At 61.1% G+C, this 17,620-nt stretch carries 15 protein-coding genes and 2 pseudogenes; 10 read left to right on the top strand and 7 right to left on the bottom strand.

What is annotated here, in order from left to right:
* Window positions 1-90: 90 nt before the first annotated feature.
* Both ACQY1K_RS13490 and ACQY1K_RS13495 read right to left on the bottom strand, forming a co-directional pair.
* Window positions 91-303: pseudogene (locus ACQY1K_RS13490) on the bottom strand (helix-turn-helix domain-containing protein); the annotation flags it as partial.
* Window positions 304-485: 182 nt separating this feature from the next.
* Window positions 486-1,674 (bottom strand): annotated as a pseudogene (locus ACQY1K_RS13495) (sigma-54-dependent transcriptional regulator); the annotation flags it as partial.
* A 190-nt stretch (window positions 1,675-1,864) separates the two neighbouring features.
* On the opposite strand from ACQY1K_RS13495, the gene ACQY1K_RS13500 reads away from it, so the two are divergent.
* Window positions 1,865-3,709 carry a M3 family oligoendopeptidase gene (locus tag ACQY1K_RS13500; RefSeq protein ID WP_430259013.1) on the top strand — a complete coding sequence of 615 codons (1,845 nt, stop codon included), beginning with the start codon at window positions 1,865-1,867 and terminating at the stop codon, window positions 3,707-3,709.
* A 36-nt stretch (window positions 3,710-3,745) separates the two neighbouring features.
* On the top strand, window positions 3,746-4,399 hold the full coding sequence (locus ACQY1K_RS13505; RefSeq protein WP_430257586.1) for an aminotransferase class IV family protein: 654 nt from the start codon (window positions 3,746-3,748) through the stop codon (window positions 4,397-4,399).
* 10 nt (window positions 4,400-4,409) lie between these two features.
* On the opposite strand, the gene ACQY1K_RS13510 is transcribed toward ACQY1K_RS13505, so the two are convergent.
* Window positions 4,410-4,742: an Atu4866 domain-containing protein gene (locus ACQY1K_RS13510; RefSeq protein ID WP_092659841.1), complete on the bottom strand. Its 333-nt coding sequence runs from the start codon at window positions 4,740-4,742 to the stop codon at window positions 4,410-4,412.
* 14 nt (window positions 4,743-4,756) lie between these two features.
* Window positions 4,757-5,476, bottom strand: a complete 720-nt coding sequence (locus tag ACQY1K_RS13515; protein WP_062582362.1) for an SDR family oxidoreductase — start codon at window positions 5,474-5,476, stop codon at window positions 4,757-4,759.
* Between the two features lie 112 nt (window positions 5,477-5,588).
* Here ACQY1K_RS13515 and ACQY1K_RS13520 point away from each other — a divergent pair, with 112 nt between their 5' ends.
* The 6 genes from ACQY1K_RS13520 to ACQY1K_RS13545 all read left to right on the top strand — a co-directional run bounded on the left by ACQY1K_RS13520 (window position 5,589) and on the right by ACQY1K_RS13545 (window position 13,423).
* The gene (locus tag ACQY1K_RS13520) at window positions 5,589-6,479 is read left to right on the top strand and encodes a LysR family transcriptional regulator (protein WP_430257587.1); all 891 of its coding nucleotides are present in this window, start codon (window positions 5,589-5,591) and stop codon (window positions 6,477-6,479) included.
* A 529-nt stretch (window positions 6,480-7,008) separates the two neighbouring features.
* Complete coding sequence (locus ACQY1K_RS13525) at window positions 7,009-8,457, top strand: homospermidine synthase (protein WP_430257588.1); 1,449 nt, start codon at window positions 7,009-7,011, stop codon at window positions 8,455-8,457.
* 344 nt (window positions 8,458-8,801) lie between these two features.
* Window positions 8,802-9,164 (top strand): outer membrane lipoprotein Omp10, encoded by a 363-nt coding sequence (gene omp10, locus ACQY1K_RS13530; protein WP_062460929.1) that lies wholly within the window; start codon window positions 8,802-8,804, stop codon window positions 9,162-9,164.
* 222 nt (window positions 9,165-9,386) lie between these two features.
* A complete protein-coding gene (locus ACQY1K_RS13535; RefSeq protein ID WP_430259015.1) occupies window positions 9,387-11,552 on the top strand; it encodes a 5'-nucleotidase C-terminal domain-containing protein in 2,166 nt (721 codons plus the stop codon).
* A 132-nt stretch (window positions 11,553-11,684) separates the two neighbouring features.
* Entirely contained in the window at window positions 11,685-12,719 is a 1,035-nt protein-coding gene (gene hemH / locus ACQY1K_RS13540; RefSeq protein ID WP_113109760.1) for a ferrochelatase, read from the top strand.
* A 17-nt stretch (window positions 12,720-12,736) separates the two neighbouring features.
* A complete protein-coding gene (locus tag ACQY1K_RS13545) occupies window positions 12,737-13,423 on the top strand; it encodes an SDR family NAD(P)-dependent oxidoreductase (protein ID WP_430257589.1) in 687 nt (228 codons plus the stop codon).
* Between the two features lie 3 nt (window positions 13,424-13,426).
* Here ACQY1K_RS13545 and queC read toward each other — a convergent pair whose 3' ends face one another.
* Window positions 13,427-14,137, bottom strand: a complete 711-nt coding sequence (gene queC / locus ACQY1K_RS13550) for a 7-cyano-7-deazaguanine synthase QueC (protein ID WP_430257590.1) — start codon at window positions 14,135-14,137, stop codon at window positions 13,427-13,429.
* Between the two features lie 148 nt (window positions 14,138-14,285).
* Between queC and ACQY1K_RS13555 the strand changes: the two genes are divergently transcribed.
* Together ACQY1K_RS13555 and ACQY1K_RS13560 are read left to right on the top strand one after the other, a co-directional pair.
* Window positions 14,286-15,323: an SPFH domain-containing protein gene (locus ACQY1K_RS13555; RefSeq protein ID WP_430242420.1), complete on the top strand. Its 1,038-nt coding sequence runs from the start codon at window positions 14,286-14,288 to the stop codon at window positions 15,321-15,323.
* A gap of 7 nt (window positions 15,324-15,330) precedes the next feature.
* Complete coding sequence (locus ACQY1K_RS13560; protein WP_430257591.1) at window positions 15,331-15,810, top strand: NfeD family protein; 480 nt, start codon at window positions 15,331-15,333, stop codon at window positions 15,808-15,810.
* Between the two features lie 14 nt (window positions 15,811-15,824).
* On the opposite strand, the gene ACQY1K_RS13565 is transcribed toward ACQY1K_RS13560, so the two are convergent.
* Window positions 15,825-16,820, bottom strand: a complete 996-nt coding sequence (locus ACQY1K_RS13565; protein ID WP_062582344.1) for a KpsF/GutQ family sugar-phosphate isomerase — start codon at window positions 16,818-16,820, stop codon at window positions 15,825-15,827.
* Window positions 16,821-17,127: 307 nt separating this feature from the next.
* The gene (locus tag ACQY1K_RS13570; RefSeq protein ID WP_062460949.1) at window positions 17,128-17,313 is read right to left on the bottom strand and encodes a Flp family type IVb pilin; all 186 of its coding nucleotides are present in this window, start codon (window positions 17,311-17,313) and stop codon (window positions 17,128-17,130) included.
* Window positions 17,314-17,620 lie beyond the last annotated feature (307 nt).

Genomic DNA, 17,620 nt, shown 5'->3' on the forward strand with positions numbered 1-17,620 from the left:
GTCAATGAATTGCTAATGAGAGATTGACAAGGTTAGGGGAAGAGGCTTGCGCGAAGATTATCGTCATTAAAATCCCGATTTCGCGCCGATTCAGGCCGCTTCCTTCAGCGGATCGTCGGGATCGATGCCATAATCCTTGAGTTTTCTGTAGAGGGTCGAGCGCCCGATGCCGAGTTTGCGCGCCACCTGGCTCATCTGTCCGCGATAAAATTTCAGTGCAAAACGGATCAGCTCTTCTTCCACGTCGGCCAGTTTACGCACCTCGCCGGTGTCGTCCGTGCTGACGATGACGTTGTCGGAAGCCGGATAGGCGGCCGCCAGCAGCGCGCGCGGATCGGGCCGCATCGGCTGGGTATGCATGGCGGACCGTACCGGGATCGGGAAGCCACCATCGACAACGGCCTCGTGCCGCAGACGCGGACGCGGATCCATCTCGAGCGATGAAGGCTGCACAGCAGCGCCGGTCGCGGCCAATTCTTCGCTGCGGAATTCCGGCAGCTGAGCTGCAATCTGCGGGAAATCTTCGTCCGTCAGCTTGTCGCCCTGGGTCAGAACCACGGCGCGGAAGATCGCGTTTTCCAGCTGGCGGATATTGCCCGGCCAGTCGTAGGCGGTCAGAAGTGCCATCGCGCTGGCGCTGATCCCGACACTGCGTTCGAGTTTCTGTTCCGCCGAAAAGCGCTCGGCGAAAACCCGGACCAGATGCGGAATGTCTTCCTTGCGGCGACGCAGCGCCGGGATGGTGATGGGGAAGACGTTGAGACGGTAATAGAGGTCCTCGCGGAACCGCCCTGCCCGGACTTCCTCGATCAGGTCCTTGTTGGTCGCCGAAATCAGCCGCACGTTGACCTTCTGGACCTTGCCGGCCCCGACAGTCTCGATTTCGCCCTGCTGCACGGCGCGCAGAAGCTTCACCTGAACTTCGAGCGGAAGATCACCGATCTCGTCCAGAAACAGCGTGCCGCCATCAGCCTCGACGAACTTGCCGGTATGACGCTCGGAGGCGCCGGTAAACGCGCCCTTCTCGTGACCAAACAGGATGCTCTCGACAAGATTGTGGGGGATGGCACCGCAATTGACGGTGATGAACGGCTTTCCTGCGCGGTCGCTCGCGGACTGGATTGCGCGGGCCACCATTTCCTTGCCGACGCCCGATTCGCCTTCGAGCACCACCGGAATGTTGGAATGCGCGGCGCGCTGGGCCAGATCGATGACGCGCAGCATGTCCGGGCTTGCCGAAACGATATCGTTGAAACCGACGATGCCGGCGCGACGTCGACCGGTGCGCGACTTGGTTTCCTTCTGGCCAACCTTCAAGGCATTGCCGATCGACGCACCGATCCGCTCCGGTGACACCGGTTTGACGACGAAATCGAAGGCACCGGCGCGCATGGCTTCCACCACCGTTTCGATGCCGCCCTGGCCGGTCTGCACGATGACGGGCGTATCGATGCCCATGCTGCGGATGGTTGAAAGAAAGCTCAGCCCGTCCATTTCCGGCATCATCAGGTCAAGCACGATGACATTGACCGGTCCGCTGAGGTTCTGAAGAAAGTCGAGAGCAACGAGGCCGTTCTCGGCGAGATGGGCGACATGTCCGAACCGTTCGACGGCATTCTTCAAGAGGCGGCGCTGGATCGGATCGTCATCTACGACTAGGACATGGGCAATCATGCTCGGCTCCTGCAACGTTCATCGTGCACCCTTGATGGGCTCTTATGCTGCAAGTTGTGTCAGAGAGGCTTGAACATCCCCTTTTGAGAAAAGCTTGCATTTTAACGGCCGAGGGGGAAAACAGTCGGTTCTGGCACAGGATCGCCGTCGACAGGAGAAAACCGTGAGAAATTTCCGTAACTGGCACACCATGACCGCCTCTCCTGCTTTTTCCGGCGCGTCCCCCGCTGCTTCGCCCGCCGACCCCGCGCTCGGTGTCCTGCCAGTCTGGAAATTGTCCGATCTCTACGCTGCCAAGGATGCCCCGGAATTTGTGGCCGATCTGGAGAAAGCGCGCACGCTGTCGCTGGCTTTCGAGGAAAAGTGGAAAGGCAAGCTTGCAGACGCTGCCGCAAAGACCGGTGCCGGCGGACTTGGCGAGGCCTTGTCGGAATATGACGCGCTCGACGACCTCCTCGGCAAGATCGGCTCGTTCGCCGGCCTCACCTATTTTTCGGACACGTCCAACCCGGCAAACGGCAAGTTCTACGGCGACATCCAGACAAAGCTGACGGATCTCTCCTCGCATCTCCTGTTTTTCGCGCTCGAACTGAACCGGATCGACGATGCGGTCATCAATGCGGCGATGGACCGCGATCCCGCAACCGGCCATTTCCGCCCCTGGCTGGTGGACTTGAGAATGGACAAGCCCTTCCAGCTGGACGACAAGCTGGAGCAGCTCTTTCTCGAGAAGTCGATGACGTCGGCCGCAGCCTTCAACCGCCTGTTCGACGAAACCATGTCGGAACTTCGCTTCGAGGTGGATGGCGAAAAACAACCGCTCGAAATCACGCTCAACATGCTGGTAGAGCCCGAGCCGGAAACCCGCGCCAAGGCGGCCGTAGCACTGTCAAAAACCTTTGGCGAGAACCTGCGCGTCTTCACGCTGATCACCAACACGCTCGCCAAGGACAAGGAAATTTCCGACCGCTGGCGCGGCTTTGAGGATATCGCCGACAGCCGTCACCTGGCGAACCGTGTCGAACGCGAAGTCGTCGACGCGCTCTCGGAAGCTGTCACGCAGGCCTATCCGCGCCTGTCGCACCGCTATTACGCGATGAAGGCGAAATGGCTCGGCGTCGACCAGCTGAACTACTGGGACCGCAATGCGCCGCTGCCGGAAACGCCGAAAGGCCTGATTTCATGGCCGGAAGCAAAGGACACCGTACTATCCGCCTATGGCGCCTTCTCGCCTGAGATGGCCGCCATCGCCAGCCGCTTCTTCGACGAGCAATGGATCGACGCGCCGGCAAGACCCGGCAAGGCACCGGGCGCGTTTGCGCATCCGGTCGTGCCGTCTGCCCACCCTTATGTTCTCGTCAACTATATGGGCAAGCCGCGCGACGTGATGACGCTCGCCCATGAACTTGGCCATGGCGTGCATCAGGTTCTCGCCGGCGGCCAGGGCGCGCTGATGTGCCAGACACCGCTGACGCTTGCCGAAACCGCCTCCGTGTTCGGCGAAATGCTGACGTTCCGCGCCCTCCTGGAGAAGACCAAGGACAAGCGCGAACGCAAGGCGATGCTCGCCCAGAAGGTGGAGGATATGATCAACACGGTCGTCCGCCAGATCGCCTTCTACCAGTTCGAGCGCAAGATCCACACGGCCCGCAAGCAGGGCGAACTGACGTCGGAGCAGATCGGGGAACTGTGGCTGTCCGTCCAGAACGAGAGCCTCGGCCCGGCAATCCGGATCTCGGAAGGCTACGAGACGTGGTGGACCTACATCCCCCACTTCATCCATTCGCCTTTCTACGTCTATGCCTATGCCTTCGGCGACTGCCTGGTGAACTCGCTCTACGCGGTCTACCAGAACGCCGCCCCCGGCTTCCAGGACAAGTATTTCGACCTTCTGAAGGCAGGCGGCACCAAGCATCATTCGGAATTGCTCAAGCCATTCGGCCTAGATGCCACCGATCCGTCCTTCTGGTCGAAGGGCCTGTCGATGATCGAAGGTCTGATCGACGAGTTGGAAGCTTTGGACAAGGCTGTCTGATCAACGGACGGTCAAACGCAGGTCGGAGGGGTTGCGATGTCTGTGAAGGCCAAGGGTCGCGGTGCAAAACCGGTGGATCTTTCGCTGATCGAAACCATGCGCTGGGAGCCGGGTTCCGGTTTTACCCGGATCGACCAGCATTTGCGTCGGCTGAACCGTTCGGCCGATGCCCTGGGCTTTCGCCCGGCCCCGCCAGACCTGATGAAACAGCTCCAGGCCTCGGTCGAAGGAGAGACGCCGCTTCGCGTGCGGCTGGAAATGACGTTCCGCGGCAAGGTCGAGATCGTCGCCACGCCGTTCGCGCCCGTTGTCAAGGACGCGATCTGGCGGATCGGGATCGCGCAGACGCGCCTGCCCTCGGATGATCCGATGTATCGCCACAAGACATCGCGCCGCGAAGTCTATGACGCCGCCCGCGCCGAATTCTCTGAAGATGTGGACGAGGTGATCCTGCTCAACGAACGCGCAGAGGTCTGCGAAGGCACGCGCACCAATCTCTTCGTGGAGCAGGCCGACGGCACGCTGACGACACCGCCGATCTCATCCGGTCTGCTTGCGGGGATCCTGCGCGGCGATCTGATCCGCGAGGGCCGCGCGAAGTCTGGCCTTGTGAAACAGACCGACCTTGCCGGGAAACGCCTCTTCGTCGGCAATTCCCTGCGCGGCCTGATCCGGGCCGAACTGGTCTGACGCGAAGCCCCTACTGTTCCCGGTAGAGCACCATCCCCGCATGATGCAGCACGCCGTCGATGAAGTCGCCATCGGCGGTGAACCCGGTATCGTCCCAATAATCGATGTGATCGCCGGTGACGAGATACCGGCCCTGATACGCGCTTTTGCGAGAGCCGCGTGCTTCATCATAGCGGTTATCTTGCTGCAGCTCGTGGCGGATATGTCCGTCTGCCGTTACCCACATTCCGACGTAGGGATGACTCGCGGGTTGGATCTTGTTGTCCATGATGTCCTCTGCATGGGAAGGAAGCGCCGCGCCGAAAGACGCGGCGGCAACGAGGAGGAGATGGCGGCGGTTCATGGCAGCCGTACCCTTCACTGCGCCCGCGTCGGGCGAACGACAATCTCGTTCACATCGACATCGTCGGGCTGCTCGATCGCGAAGCGCACGGCGCGACCGATCGCATCCGGCTTCAGGGCAATGGCGCGGTAGGTCTTCATGGCCTCGGCAGCCACGGCATCGGTGATGGTATCGGCAAGCTCGCTTTCCACCACACCCGGATGGATGCAGGTGACGCGCAGGTTGTCATGCTCCTGCCGCAAGCCGTCGGAAATCGCCCGCACCGCATATTTGGTGGCGCAATAGACCGCAGCCGTGGGTGAAACACTGAGAGCGCCGACCGATGCGATATTGATGATCTGGCCTGAGCCCTGCGCCGTCATCAGAGGCAGCACGGCAGCTATGCCGTAGAGCACGCCCTTGATATTCACGTCGATCATCCGGTCCCACTCGTCGACCTTGAGCGAAGACATCAGCGATAGCGGCATGACGCCCGCATTGTTGACGATCACGTCGACCCGGCCGAATTCCGCCACCGCCGCCTGCGCAAATGCCGCGACATCGGCGCGATCGGTGACGTCAAGCCTGCGGATCGCGACCTTGGCGCCCAAGTCCCGGAGTTCCCGGGCGAGCTCCTCCAGCCGGTCGGTGCGGCGGGCGCCCAGCATCAGTGCCGCCCCGGCTTTTGCCAGTTCGCGGGCGATACCTGCACCGATCCCGCTCGATGCGCCGGTGATGAGAACAACCTTGTCCATGTGATTAGCTCCTTCGCTCTCCGCTTGCCTGCGGATTGCAAGGACCCTATTCCTCCTCCATTGTCGCGATAAGCCGCCCAGCTGTTTCCACAGTGGCAAGGAATTCTAACCAATGCTGACGGATTACAATGCGCTCGCGGTCTTCACGCTGGTCGCAGAAGAAAAAAGCTTTCGTGCCGCCGCCGACCGCCTCGGCGTCACCCGCTCGGCCGTCAGCCAGACGATCCGCCGGTTGGAAGAGACGCTCGGCATCGCGCTCGTTGCACGCACCACCCGCAGCGTTGCCCTGACGGAGGCGGGCGAGCGGCTCTATTCCGAGGTTGCGCCAGCGCTGTCGGAGATGCGCGGCGCCACCGAGGCGGCAGCAAACCTGCACGGACGTCCGCGCGGCCGCCTGAACCTTGCGGTCTCCTCGATTGCCGAGAGCTTTCTATCCGGCCCCGTGCTCGCGTCCTTCGCCGAGGAACATCCGGAGGTGACATGGCATATCACTGTGACCGACGAAGAATTCGATATCGTTGCGGAGGGCTATGATGCGGGCGTGAGGCTCGGCGAAGTCATCGCGCAGGACATGATCGCCGTGCCGGTTTCCGGAAACCAGCGCCAGATCGCCGTCGCCTCGCCGGGCTACCTCAAAGGCTACGGCACCCCGGCTCACCCACGCGAACTTGGCGTTCACCGTTGCATCGGGTGGCGGGCCTCCGTCCATCAGGCGCCCTATCGCTGGGAGTTTTCGCAAGACGGCAAGGAATTCTCGGTCGCCGTTTCTGACACGATCACCACGACCGACATGGCGCTGATGGTTCGCCTGGCCATTGCCGGCGCGGGCATCAGCTTCGGCATGGAAGAGAGCTTCCGCCCGGCGATCGCCACGGGCGAGCTGGTGCCGGTGCTCGAAGAATTCAGCCCGTGGTTTCCGGGCTTCTATCTCTACTATCCGAGCAGGCGGAACATGGCGCCAAAACTGCGCGCTCTGGTGGATCACCTGCAAGGGACCAGATGAGTGATGTCAGGCGGGCGACCGGGCGACAGCCACCGCCATGGTGCACCCAAGCGCCAGCACCAACCAGAACACGACCCACAATCCCCACGCCGGAAAAGCACGTCCCATCGACACATTGCCGCGACGGATCCTGCTAAGCTTCGACGGCACCACGATCGCCCCGATGCCCCCGCGCCCTGACCTATTCGGCGACAAACGCAAACCGAATTTCAACATGACATTCCCCTGGTCGTTCCCAGCAGATTTTAGGGTGCGCGAAAACGGTTCCAAGGGACAGGTGCTAGATTTAGCATTATCCACGCAAAACGGACCAACCGAGCGGAAACCACATTTTGGGCGCCCGGCGCGCCGGTCGGGCGAAAACAACCTCGGGACCGTTATTCCAGCGTACGCCTCAAACGCGACCCCTTTATTGTGACGAAATTTTGTGATCTAGGCCGGGCATCAGATGCATGTCACACGGGTCCGTTACGCCTGCAAAACGCAGGCTGCGGCGGTGGAAGAGCAGTCGACCCATAGGGAGAATACGATGAAAGACGAGACCTATCCGGTATATGGCGAAATCACCGGTCCGATCGTGATGATCGGTTTCGGATCGATCGGCCGCGGCACGCTGCCGTTGATCGAACGCCATTTCAAGTTCGACAAGAGCCGGATGGTGGTTATCGACCCGCGCGAAGAGCCCTCCGACATGGAGATCCTCAAGAAGCACGGCATCCGTCACATCAAGGACCATGTCACCAAGGAAAACTACAAGGAGCTGCTGAAGCCGCTTCTGACCGAAGGCGAAGGCCAGGGCTTCTGCGTCAACCTGTCGGTCGACACCGGCTCGCTCGACCTGATGAAGATGTGCCGCAAGCTCGACGTCCTTTATATCGACACCGTCGTCGAACCCTGGCTCGGCTTCTATTTCGACAAGAGCATGAAGAACTCCGAGCGCACCAACTATGCGCTGCGCGAGACCGTGCGCCATGAGAAGAAGAAGAACCCGGGCGGCACCACGGCCGTTTCCACCTGCGGCGCAAACCCGGGCATGGTCTCCTGGTTCGTCAAGCAGGCGCTGGTCAACCTTGCCAACGACACCGGCCTCAAATTCGATGAGCCGGACCAACACGACCGCGAAGGCTGGGCTAAGCTGATGAAGAAGCTGGGCGTCAAGGGCGTTCACATTGCCGAGCGCGACACCCAGCGCACCAAGAACCCCAAGCCGCTCAACGTGTTCTGGAACACCTGGTCGGTCGAAGGCTTCATCTCGGAAGGTCTGCAGCCGGCCGAACTCGGTTGGGGCACCCACGAAAACTGGATGCCGAAGAACGCCAAGAAGCACAAGAAGGGCTGCCAGGCCGCGATCTACCTCGAACAGCCGGGCGCCAACACCCGCGTTCGCACCTGGTGCCCGACGCCGGGTCCGCAATACGGTTTCCTCGTCACGCACAACGAGTCGATCTCGATCGCCGACTATTTCACCGTCGAGAAAGACGGCGAAGTCATCTACCGTCCGACCTGCCACTATGCCTACCACCCGGCCAATGACGCGGTTCTGTCGCTGCACGAAATGTTCGGCAATGGCGGCACTCAGCAGCCCGTCCTGCACGTGCTCGACGAGCATGAACTGGAAGACGGTGTCGATGAACTCGGTGTGCTGCTCTACGGTCACGAGAAGAATGCCTACTGGTTCGGCTCGCGCCTGTCGCTGGAAGAAACCCGCCGCATCGCGCCTTACCAAAACGCAACCGGTTTGCAGGTAACTTCGGCGGTTCTCGCTGGCATGGTCTGGGCGCTCGAAAACCCGAAGGCCGGCATCGTCGAAGCCGACGAGGTGGATTACAAGCGCTGCCTCGAAGTGCAGATGCCGTATCTCGGCCCGGTCGAAGGCCACTACACCGACTGGACCCCGCTCGAAGGTCGCCCGGGTCTGTTCCCGGAAGACATCGACGAAAAGGACGCCTGGCAGTTCAAGAACATCCTGGTTCGCTAGGAATCAATGAGGGGGCTCGCGTCAGCCGCGGGCCCCACCCCCTCTCCCGCTTGCGCGGAGCGGAACCCCGCCTCGATCGCGCCTCAGCACTCTTGCCTCTGTTCGCCGGGACAGATCCCAATTCCATTCTCGGTCACGACGAATGCGGCGGCAACTTGCGGCCTCTTCCAGGCCATGACGGGAAGAACCGGCTGGAGCGTATAAAAGCCACACCCGCGCCCGTTCTTCACAAAGCGAAAACTCCTGCCTGTCCCCAGTCTTCCCAATCCGCAGTCTTGCTTTACATAGGCTCCAGAAGGCATGGTTGCAGACCACAAGCCGGACCGAATCGCGGGAGACAGATCATGAACTTCAAAACGGGCCTCGTGCTCATTGCGGCAGCCAGCCTCACGGCCTGCGTCTCTTCTCCGCCGCCACGCATGGTATCAGCACCAGTGCAGCCGCAGGGCGTCGAGGGTGCATGGGTCGATCCGAACGGTATCGTCTCCACCTTCCAGGCGGGCACGTTCAACACCCGTGCAAGCGACAGCAACGCGCTTCTCGCCTCCGGCACCTATAACAAGCTCTCGCCGACGCTGGTCGAGATCAACATGACCTCGCTGGTGCGCAAGACGCAGTCGCGCGTCAACTGCTCGTTGGTCACGCAGAGCCAGCTGAACTGCACGCAGGATAGCGGCGCGCAGTTTTCGCTCGCCCGCCGCAGCTGATCGCCCAGCTTCACAGTCATTCCAGAGTTAGGGAGGGCCTCGCTTGATGCGGGGCCTTTCGCGTTGTGCGCGAGGGCGAATAGCTCCGGCCTTGTCACATTTACCTTGAAACCAGTTTTGCTTGGTGAAAACATGCGCTGCACAACGATCGTCACCATGGCGTGATACAAAAATCGGGAACATGCACGCCCACACGCGCGCAATCATAAAAGGAGAGAGATGATGATGAGAACTATCGGATTGGGGATCGTGACCGCATCGGTCATTGCCCTTTCGAGCGGCGTCGCGATGGCCGACTTCGAACTCAACATTCTCCACATCAACGACCTGCATTCCCGTATCGAGCCGATCAACAAATACGATTCCACCTGCACGCCGGCCGAGACCGAAAAGAACGAATGCTTCGGTGGCATCGCGCGCATGAAGTCGGCCATCGACGCCCGCCGCAGCGAGTTGCAGGGCAAGAACGTTCTCGTTCTCGACGCCGGTGACCAGTTTCAGGGTTCGCTGTTTTACAGCACCTACAAGAGCGCACCCGTTGCCGAATTCATGAACGGCATCGGCTTCGATGCGATGGCGATCGGCAACCACGAGTTCGACGACGGCCCGCAGGAACTGCTGAAGTTCATTACCGCGCTGAAGTTTCCGATCATTTCCGGCAATACCATCGCCAAGGCTGGAACACCGCTGGCCGACAAGTACAAGGGTTACGTGATCAAGGATTTCGGCGGCCAGCGTGTTGCCATCGTCTCCGTTCTCGCGAAAGATACGAGCGAAACCTCTTCGCCTGGTCCCGACATCACCTTCGAGGACGAGATCACCTATGTGAAGAATGCCGTAGCGGACCTTCAGTCGCAGGGCATCAACAAGATCGTGCTCCTCTCCCATGTCGGCTACGTCAAGGACAAGGAAATCGCGGCAGCCGTTGCCGGCATCGACGTGATCGTCGGCGGCCACAGCCATACCTACCTGTCCAGCACCGATCCCAAGGCATCCGGCCCCTACCCGACCATCGTCAAAAGCCCTGCTGGCGTCGATATTCCGATCGTGACGTCCTACGCCTATTCCAAATATCTCGGTGATCTCTCGGTCGTTTTCGATGACAACGGCGTCGTGAGGTCTTCCGCGGGGGCACCGAAGCTGCTCGATTCCAGCGTTCCGCAGGACGCGGCGTTTGTCGCCAAGGTCAAGGAACTCGGCGGCCCGCTCGAAGAGATCAAGAAAAAGGTCGTCGGTTCTTCCGAAGGCGTCATCGATGGCGACCGCCTGAATTGCCGCGCCAAGGAATGCACGATGGGCAACCTGCTTGCCGACGCGCAGCTTGACCGCGTCAAGGATCAGGGCATCACGCTTTCCATCCAGAACGGCGGCGGCCTGCGTGCCTCGATCGATTCCGGCGAAGTGACGATGGGCGAAATCCTGACCGTGCTGCCGTTCCAGAACACGATCGCCACCTTCCAGCTGAAAGGCTCGGATGTTGTCACCGCCCTTGAAAACGGCGTCAGCCAGATCGACGACGGCGCCGGTCGCTTCCCGCAGGTGGCAGGCATGAAGTTCTCCTTCGACCGGTCGAAGTCGAGCGGCAGCCGCATCAGCGACGTTCAGGTCAAGGAAGGCGAGGCCTTCGTTCCGATCGACCCGAACAAGACATACGGCGTCGTTACCAACAACTACGTCCGCACCGGCGGCGACGGCTACAAGATCTTCAACACCGCGGCCGTCAACGCCTACGACTTCGGACCCAACCTCGAAAACGCCGTTGCCGACTACATCTCGGCCAACAGCCCCTACAAGCCCTATACCGATGGCCGCATCACCGACCTGACACCGGCAGACTACAAGCCGTTACCGAAGGCAGCTGCCGCCCCGGCACCGGCACCGGCACCGGCACCGGCTGCAACGCCTGCTCCGGCGCCTGCCGCAACTCCTGCTCCGGCGCCTGCTACAACTCCCGCACCGGCTGCACCGGCAACGACGGCCCAGGCTCCTGCCACTCCTGCCCCCTCTGCCCCGGCTACCCCCGCCCCGGCCACTCCGGCTACTCCTGCTCCGGCCACACCGGCGCCAGCGGCACCGGCAACCCCGGCACCTGCGACCCCCGCACCAGCAGCACCGGCTCCTGCACCAGCCGCTCCAACCGCTCCCGTGCCCATGACAACGGAACCGGCAGCACCTGCACCAGCCGCACCGGCACCGGCAGCTACAACGGCGTCCCCGGCTCCTGCCGGCCCGAGCAAATACACTGTGGTCAAGGGTGACTCGCTGTGGAAGATCGCCGAAAGCACCTATGGCGACGGCGAGAAGTGGATGGACATCTCCAAGGCCAATAGCCTTCGCAACCCGGATGTCATCCAGATCGGCAAGGAGCTGGAACTGCCGGCCAGATAAAAACGAAAGCGGGACAATTTGTCCTGACGCAAGCGACGGCTCGGGGCTTCCCCGGGCCGTTGATTGTTTCTAAATATAGCCAGACAATCCTCCGGCCGCATCCTGCGGTCGAACCCGATCGGAAGTGACCGCATGAATATCGTGCCCTCAAAACTGCCCACCGGTCATCCGAAGGTTACCTTCGGCAAAGTTGGCGTCCTGCTCGTCAACCTCGGCACGCCCGACGGCACGGACTACTGGTCGATGCGGCGTTATCTCGCCGAATTCCTGTCCGACAAGCGCGTGATCGAATGGTCGCGGCTGTTCTGGTATCCGATCCTCTACGGCATCGTCCTCAACAAGCGCCCGCAGAAGGTCGGCAAGGCCTATGAGGAGATCTGGAACAAGGATCTCGACGAGAGCTATCTGCGCACCTACACCCGCAGCCAAGGCGAGAAAATGGCCGAGCGGCTGGCCGATCTGCCGAACGTCGTGGTCGACTGGGGCATGCGCTACGGAAAGCCCTCCATCGCCGAGCGCATGGACGCGCTGAAGGCGCAGGGCTGCGACCGGATCCTGCTGTTTCCTCTTTACCCGCAATACGCGGCTGCAACGACGGCGACCGTCAACGACAAGGCGTTCGAATACCTGATGAAGCAGCGCTGGCAGCCGGCCTTGCGCACGGTGCCAACCTATCACGATGACCCCGCCTATATCGTGGCGCTGGCCAATTCCGTTCGCCAGACGCTGTCGACGCTCGAGTGGGAACCGCAGCTGCTGATCACCTCTTTCCACGGCATTCCGCAGTCCTACTTCAAGGCCGGCGACCCCTATCACTGTTTCTGCTACAAGACCGCACGGTTGCTGCGCGAAGAGCTCGGCTATACCGAGAAGCAGTTGCGCCTGACCTTCCAGTCGCGCTTCGGGCCCGAGGAATGGCTGCAGCCCTATACCGACAAGACGATGGAAACGCTTGCCGCCGAAGGCATCAAGCGCGTCGCCATCATGAACCCCGGCTTCGTCTCCGACTGCCTGGAAACGCTTGAGGAAATTGCCGGCGAGGCTGGCGAGATCTTCATGCACCATGGCGGCGAGAATTTCGTCCATATTCCCTGCCTCAACGACAGCGTCGACGGCATCAACGTGCTTGAGACGGTGGTTCGTCGCGAGTTGCAGGGCTGGGTCTGAGCTTTAGGGAGATCGCGATGAAGCGAGCCATCGTTACCGGCGGTGCCGGCCTGATCGGAAGCGGGATCTGCACTGATCTGGCCGACCACGGTTTCGAGGTCGCCTCGTTCGACTTCAGCGAAACGGCTGATGTTCCGAAGGGCGTTCAGCCCGTTCTCTGCGATGTCTCCGACGAAGCCTCGGTCGAAGCGGCGTTTGCGCTACTCGGCTGGGACAGTCTCGACCTGCTCGTCAAAAATGCCGGCATCGCCAGCCCGAACCATGGCCCGATTGAGCAGCTGTCGCTGGCCGACTGGCGCCGCGTGACCGACAGCCACCTGACCGGCGCCTTCCTGATGACCCGCGCTGCGGTGCCGCTGATGTCAACAGGTGGGTCCATCGTCAACATGGTATCGACGCGGGCGTTCATGTCGGAACCGGATACCGAAGCCTATGCCGCCTCCAAGGGCGCACTGGTCGCCTTCACCCATGCACTTGCGATCAGCCTTGGCCCGAACATCAGGGTCAATGCCATCGCGCCGGGCTGGATCACCAATGAGACGAAGCTGAGCGACGAGGATCACGCACAGCACCCTGTCGGCCGCGTCGGTCGCCCGAAGGACATTGCCGACGCCGTTCTCTATCTGTCGAGTGCCGGCTTCATGACCGGCCAGGTCCTGACGCTCGACGGCGGCATGACCAAGAAGATGATCTACGCCGAATAGCGCTTACCGCACTTCGTCGGCGCGAAACCCGTCCGTTGCAGCCTTCCAGAAATCGGCATCCTCATACTCGGTCGGATCCGCGACGCCAGCGAGATGAAACGCTTCGCGACGCTCGACACAGGTGCCGCAGCGGCCGCAATGCGTTTCGCCGCCCTTGTAGCAGGACCAGGTGTCGCCAAACGGTGTCCCGTGTTTTGCGCCGTCGGTGACGATATCGGCCTTCGATCCGTTCACATAGGGTGCCAGCAGCCGCACGGAGGCGTAACCATCGAGCGCATGATACTGCATCGTCTGGAATGCGTCGATAAAGCCCGGTCGGCAATCGGGATAGATGAAATGGTCGCCGCCATGGACGGCGATCGCCACCGCATCCGCGCTCTGGGCTGCCGCCACGCCGAACGCGACCGCGAGCATGATCGCATTGCGGTTCGGCACGACGGTGACGCGCATCGTTTCCTCAGCGTAATGACCGTCAGGCACGTCCAGATCGTCCGTCAGCGCCGATCCCGTCAGCTGGGCACCGATCGAGCGCATATCGATGATCTGGTGGGATACGCCCAGCCGCAGCGCACAGGCCGCGGCATAGTCGAGTTCCTTCCTGTGTCGCTGGCCGTAATCGAACGAGACGAGCCCGATCAAATCCTGCTCGGCATCAATCTTGTGGGCAAGCGAAACGGAATCCAGTCCGCCGGAACAGACGACGATGGTCTTCATGGTTTTGGTCCTTGTTTTGTCGGGGTAGGCTGCGACCCGTGTGTCCGGCGGTTTCTAGTGCAAGAACATGCGCTTGTGAACACCTCCGCACATCTCTAGGGTTGTCGGGTATGAAACGAACGCAATTTATTGGGCAGGAGGACTCTTCATGAGCCTGGACGGTTTCGACTATTTTGTCATCGGTATCGTAATCCTCGCGATACTCCTGCTCTTTGCCCTCGTGAAGACCGTGCCGCAGGGCTATAACTACACCGTCGAGCGGTTCGGCCGCTACACGCGCACGCTGGAGCCGGGCCTCAATATCCTGACACCGTTCATCGAGCGCATCGGCGCGCGGATGAACGTCATGGAACAGGTGCTCGACATTCCCACCCAGGAAGTCATCACCCGGGACAATGCCAGCGTTTCGGCCGATGCCGTCGCCTTCTATCAGGTGCTCAACGCCGCGCAGGCCGCCTACCAGATCACCAATCTCCAGCTCGCCATCCAGAACCTCACGATGACCAATATTCGCTCGGTCATGGGTTCGATGGACCTCGACGAGCTGTTGTCCAACCGCGAAGTCATCAACGAACGGCTGCTGCGCGTCGTCGACCAGGCGGTTCATCCCTGGGGCATCAAGGTCACCCGCGTCGAGATCAAGGACATCCAGCCGCCGGCAGACCTCGTGCAATCGATGGGCCGCCAGATGAAGGCGGAGCGCGAGAAGCGCGCCCAGATCCTCGAGGCCGAAGGCTCACGCAACGCGCAGATCCTGCGGGCCGAGGGCGCGAAACAGGCAGCCGTGCTGCAGGCCGAAGGCGAACGCGAAGCCGCCTTCCGCGATGCAGAGGCGCGCGAGCGTCTGGCAGAAGCCGAAGCGCGCGCAACGCAGGTCGTTTCCGAAGCAATCGCCTCCGGCAACGTTCAGGCGATCAACTACTTCGTGGCGCAGAAATATACCGAAGCGCTGGTCGAGATCGGCAAGGCGAACAATTCCAAGATCGTGCTGATGCCGCTTGAAGCCTCGTCGCTGATCGGTTCGCTCGGCGGCATCGGCGCCATCGCCAAGGAAGTCTTCGGAGATGGCGACGGCCCTGCCCCGGCAGCGCCCCGCACGCAACCCGGCCAGCCTTCGCGCACCACCCGCAGCACGCCGAGCGTGACCGCCGTCATCCCGCCCTATACGCCCTCCTCCGACAAATGAGGCTGCAATGATCATCGACTTGGTACGCAGCCTCGGCTCGTGGAGCTGGTGGCTCCTCGGCCTCGTCCTGCTCGCAGCAGAACTTGCCGTTCCCGGTGCCTTCCTGATCTGGATCGGGCTTGCTGCCATCATCATCGGTGCGCTGTCTCTGGCACTCTGGGATACCGGCATCTGGACCTGGCAGGTGCAGCTTCTGCTGTTTGCCGTGCTAGCGGTCGGATTGGCGGTGGTTGGGCGTCGCTTCTATTCGGGCCGCGGCGGCATCAGCGATCAGCCGAACCTCAACCGGCGCGGCGAAAGCCTCGTCGGGCGCACCGCAACGCTGCACGAGCCGATTGCGGAAGGTCGCGGACGGATCAGGCTTGATGATACGTGGTGGTCGATCATCGGGCCGGACCTGCCAGCCGGCACTCAGGTGGTGATCATCGAATCAAATGGCCGCGATCTTCGCGTCGAAGCAACGGCGACAGTCTTGCGTCCCACCTGAAACTAAGATGGGTTTCAGGCGACGCCGACGCGCAGCAGATCGTGGAAATGGACGATGCCGATCGGGCGCTGATCTTCGCCGACGACGAGAAGCGCGCCGATACTGTACTGGTTGAGCAGCGCGAGAGCCGCCGTCGCCAGCGTATCCTTGCCGACAGTCTTCGGGCGCACGGTCATGACCTCGTCCACGGGCATCTTCGTCAGGTCGACGTCGAGATGGCGCGCAATGTCGCCATCGGTGACGACGCCGACGAGCCGGCCTTCGTCATCGGTAACACCGACGCAACCGAACCGCTTGCGCGACAATTCCTGCACCGCTTCCGGCATCAGCACGCCCTGGCGCACCAACGGAATGCTGTCGCCGACATGCATGAGGTCGCTGACATGCGACAGCATGGCGCCGAGCTTGCCGCCAGGATGATAGACGCGGAAATCGGTTGCCGAAAAACCGCGCGCTTCCAGAAGCGCCACAGCGAGCGCGTCGCCCATCGCAAGCTGCATCAGCGTGGAGGTGGTTGGAGCCAGCCCGTGCGGACAGGCTTCCTGTTCCTTCGGCAGAAGCAGAACGACATCTGCCGCTCTGCCGAGCGCTGAGACCTCACCAGACGTGAGTGCGATCAAAGGAATAGAAAAGCGACGGGTGAACGATACGATCCCCTGCAACTCGGCGGTCTCGCCGCTCCAGGACAGCGCCAGCACGACATCGCCGGGCGCAATCATGCCGAGATCGCCGTGGTTTGCTTCGACCGGATGCACGAAGAAGGCCGGCGTTCCTGTCGAGGCAAAGCTTGCAGCAATCTTTTTGCCGATATGGCCGCTCTTGCCGATGCCGGTCACGATGACACGACCGCTGATGCCGCCGATCAGCTCGGCCGCTGCGCGGAACGGGCCGCCCAAGCCATTCTGAAGGGCATGATCAAGGGCTACAAGGCCCTGTTTTCCAAAGGCAATCGTCCGCAGGGCGGAATCAATGACATCGACCTCTGCGGCCTGCAACGCTCTCTTTATCATGTCGCAGGCTTAGCGCTTTTTCCTGGTCAAGTCCATCGCATTAGCCGCTGAGCAAGTATTGCGGACTTCGAGAAAACAATGCGTCGATCTTCGAAACCGGTCGCTGGCTAGAGTGTCGCTGAGCAAGGAAAGAACCGGGCAACGGGAAATCGCACAGCTGTTTGCGTACATCACTGACGCGCTCAGCGTTCCAAGATATTCGCGGAATAAATACGTCCAACGGCCCCCAGCACACTGCAGCCTGATGACGAACGGAGCCCCCTCGAATGTCGAGACGGCTCCTTCTACGGCATTTCGCAGACTGCAATCAGCAAGTGGTGGCACTTCCGTCGCAGGTGAGCTTTCCTGCTATGTTGCTGAACTGGTTATTCAAAGCGCCGCCGAGCGTTGTTGCGCCGGCAATCAAAGCAACGGAAATAAGTGCGGCAATGAGGCCATATTCGATGGCAGTCGCGCCCGACTCATCCTTCATCATGCGTGCAAGAATTGACATATAACTCTTCCCTGACTCGCCCCTCGGAACGGAATTGCTCCGATATCAAGTTTCTATACTTGAACTGTAGATACATTTTCTTAATGCGCTTCAACAAATCCAATGTGTGTAAATGTCACGTTTCACTTGGTTAAATCACCGTAAACGCGCGAATTCACTTGCCTGGGCAACCGGCGTTTGTGCCCTGCGACCATTCATGCGCGTTGTGAATGTTCATGCAAATGTAGTGGCATCTCCTGGCGAGTGGACGGATAGCGTGAAGGGCAGTCGCGCAGCCCCACGCGGCCGGTTTCACCAACTGTTAACC

Origin of the sequence: Neorhizobium sp. IRS_2294, assembly GCF_050500145.1 — a bacterium.
Taxonomy (GTDB): domain Bacteria; phylum Pseudomonadota; class Alphaproteobacteria; order Rhizobiales; family Rhizobiaceae; genus Neorhizobium; species Neorhizobium soli.

What these genes read in the sequence shown, in the direction of transcription:
- queC (WP_430257590.1), bottom strand. Translation starts at nt 14,137, where the DNA reads ATGAAGACCATCGTCGTCTGTTCCGGCGGACTGGATTCCGTTTCGCTT.
- ACQY1K_RS13505 (WP_430257586.1), top strand. Translation starts at nt 3,746, where the DNA reads ATGTCTGTGAAGGCCAAGGGTCGCGGTGCAAAACCGGTGGATCTTTCG.
- omp10 (WP_062460929.1), top strand. Translation starts at nt 8,802, where the DNA reads ATGAACTTCAAAACGGGCCTCGTGCTCATTGCGGCAGCCAGCCTCACG.
- ACQY1K_RS13525 (WP_430257588.1), top strand. Translation starts at nt 7,009, where the DNA reads ATGAAAGACGAGACCTATCCGGTATATGGCGAAATCACCGGTCCGATC.
- ACQY1K_RS13555 (WP_430242420.1), top strand. Translation starts at nt 14,286, where the DNA reads ATGAGCCTGGACGGTTTCGACTATTTTGTCATCGGTATCGTAATCCTC.
- ACQY1K_RS13520 (WP_430257587.1), top strand. Translation starts at nt 5,589, where the DNA reads ATGCTGACGGATTACAATGCGCTCGCGGTCTTCACGCTGGTCGCAGAA.
- ACQY1K_RS13515 (WP_062582362.1), bottom strand. Translation starts at nt 5,476, where the DNA reads ATGGACAAGGTTGTTCTCATCACCGGCGCATCGAGCGGGATCGGTGCA.
- ACQY1K_RS13570 (WP_062460949.1), bottom strand. Translation starts at nt 17,313, where the DNA reads ATGTCAATTCTTGCACGCATGATGAAGGATGAGTCGGGCGCGACTGCC.
- ACQY1K_RS13500 (WP_430259013.1), top strand. Translation starts at nt 1,865, where the DNA reads ATGACCGCCTCTCCTGCTTTTTCCGGCGCGTCCCCCGCTGCTTCGCCC.
- hemH (WP_113109760.1), top strand. Translation starts at nt 11,685, where the DNA reads ATGAATATCGTGCCCTCAAAACTGCCCACCGGTCATCCGAAGGTTACC.
- ACQY1K_RS13560 (WP_430257591.1), top strand. Translation starts at nt 15,331, where the DNA reads ATGATCATCGACTTGGTACGCAGCCTCGGCTCGTGGAGCTGGTGGCTC.
- ACQY1K_RS13565 (WP_062582344.1), bottom strand. Translation starts at nt 16,820, where the DNA reads ATGATAAAGAGAGCGTTGCAGGCCGCAGAGGTCGATGTCATTGATTCC.
- ACQY1K_RS13535 (WP_430259015.1), top strand. Translation starts at nt 9,387, where the DNA reads ATGATGAGAACTATCGGATTGGGGATCGTGACCGCATCGGTCATTGCC.
- ACQY1K_RS13510 (WP_092659841.1), bottom strand. Translation starts at nt 4,742, where the DNA reads ATGAACCGCCGCCATCTCCTCCTCGTTGCCGCCGCGTCTTTCGGCGCG.
- ACQY1K_RS13545 (WP_430257589.1), top strand. Translation starts at nt 12,737, where the DNA reads ATGAAGCGAGCCATCGTTACCGGCGGTGCCGGCCTGATCGGAAGCGGG.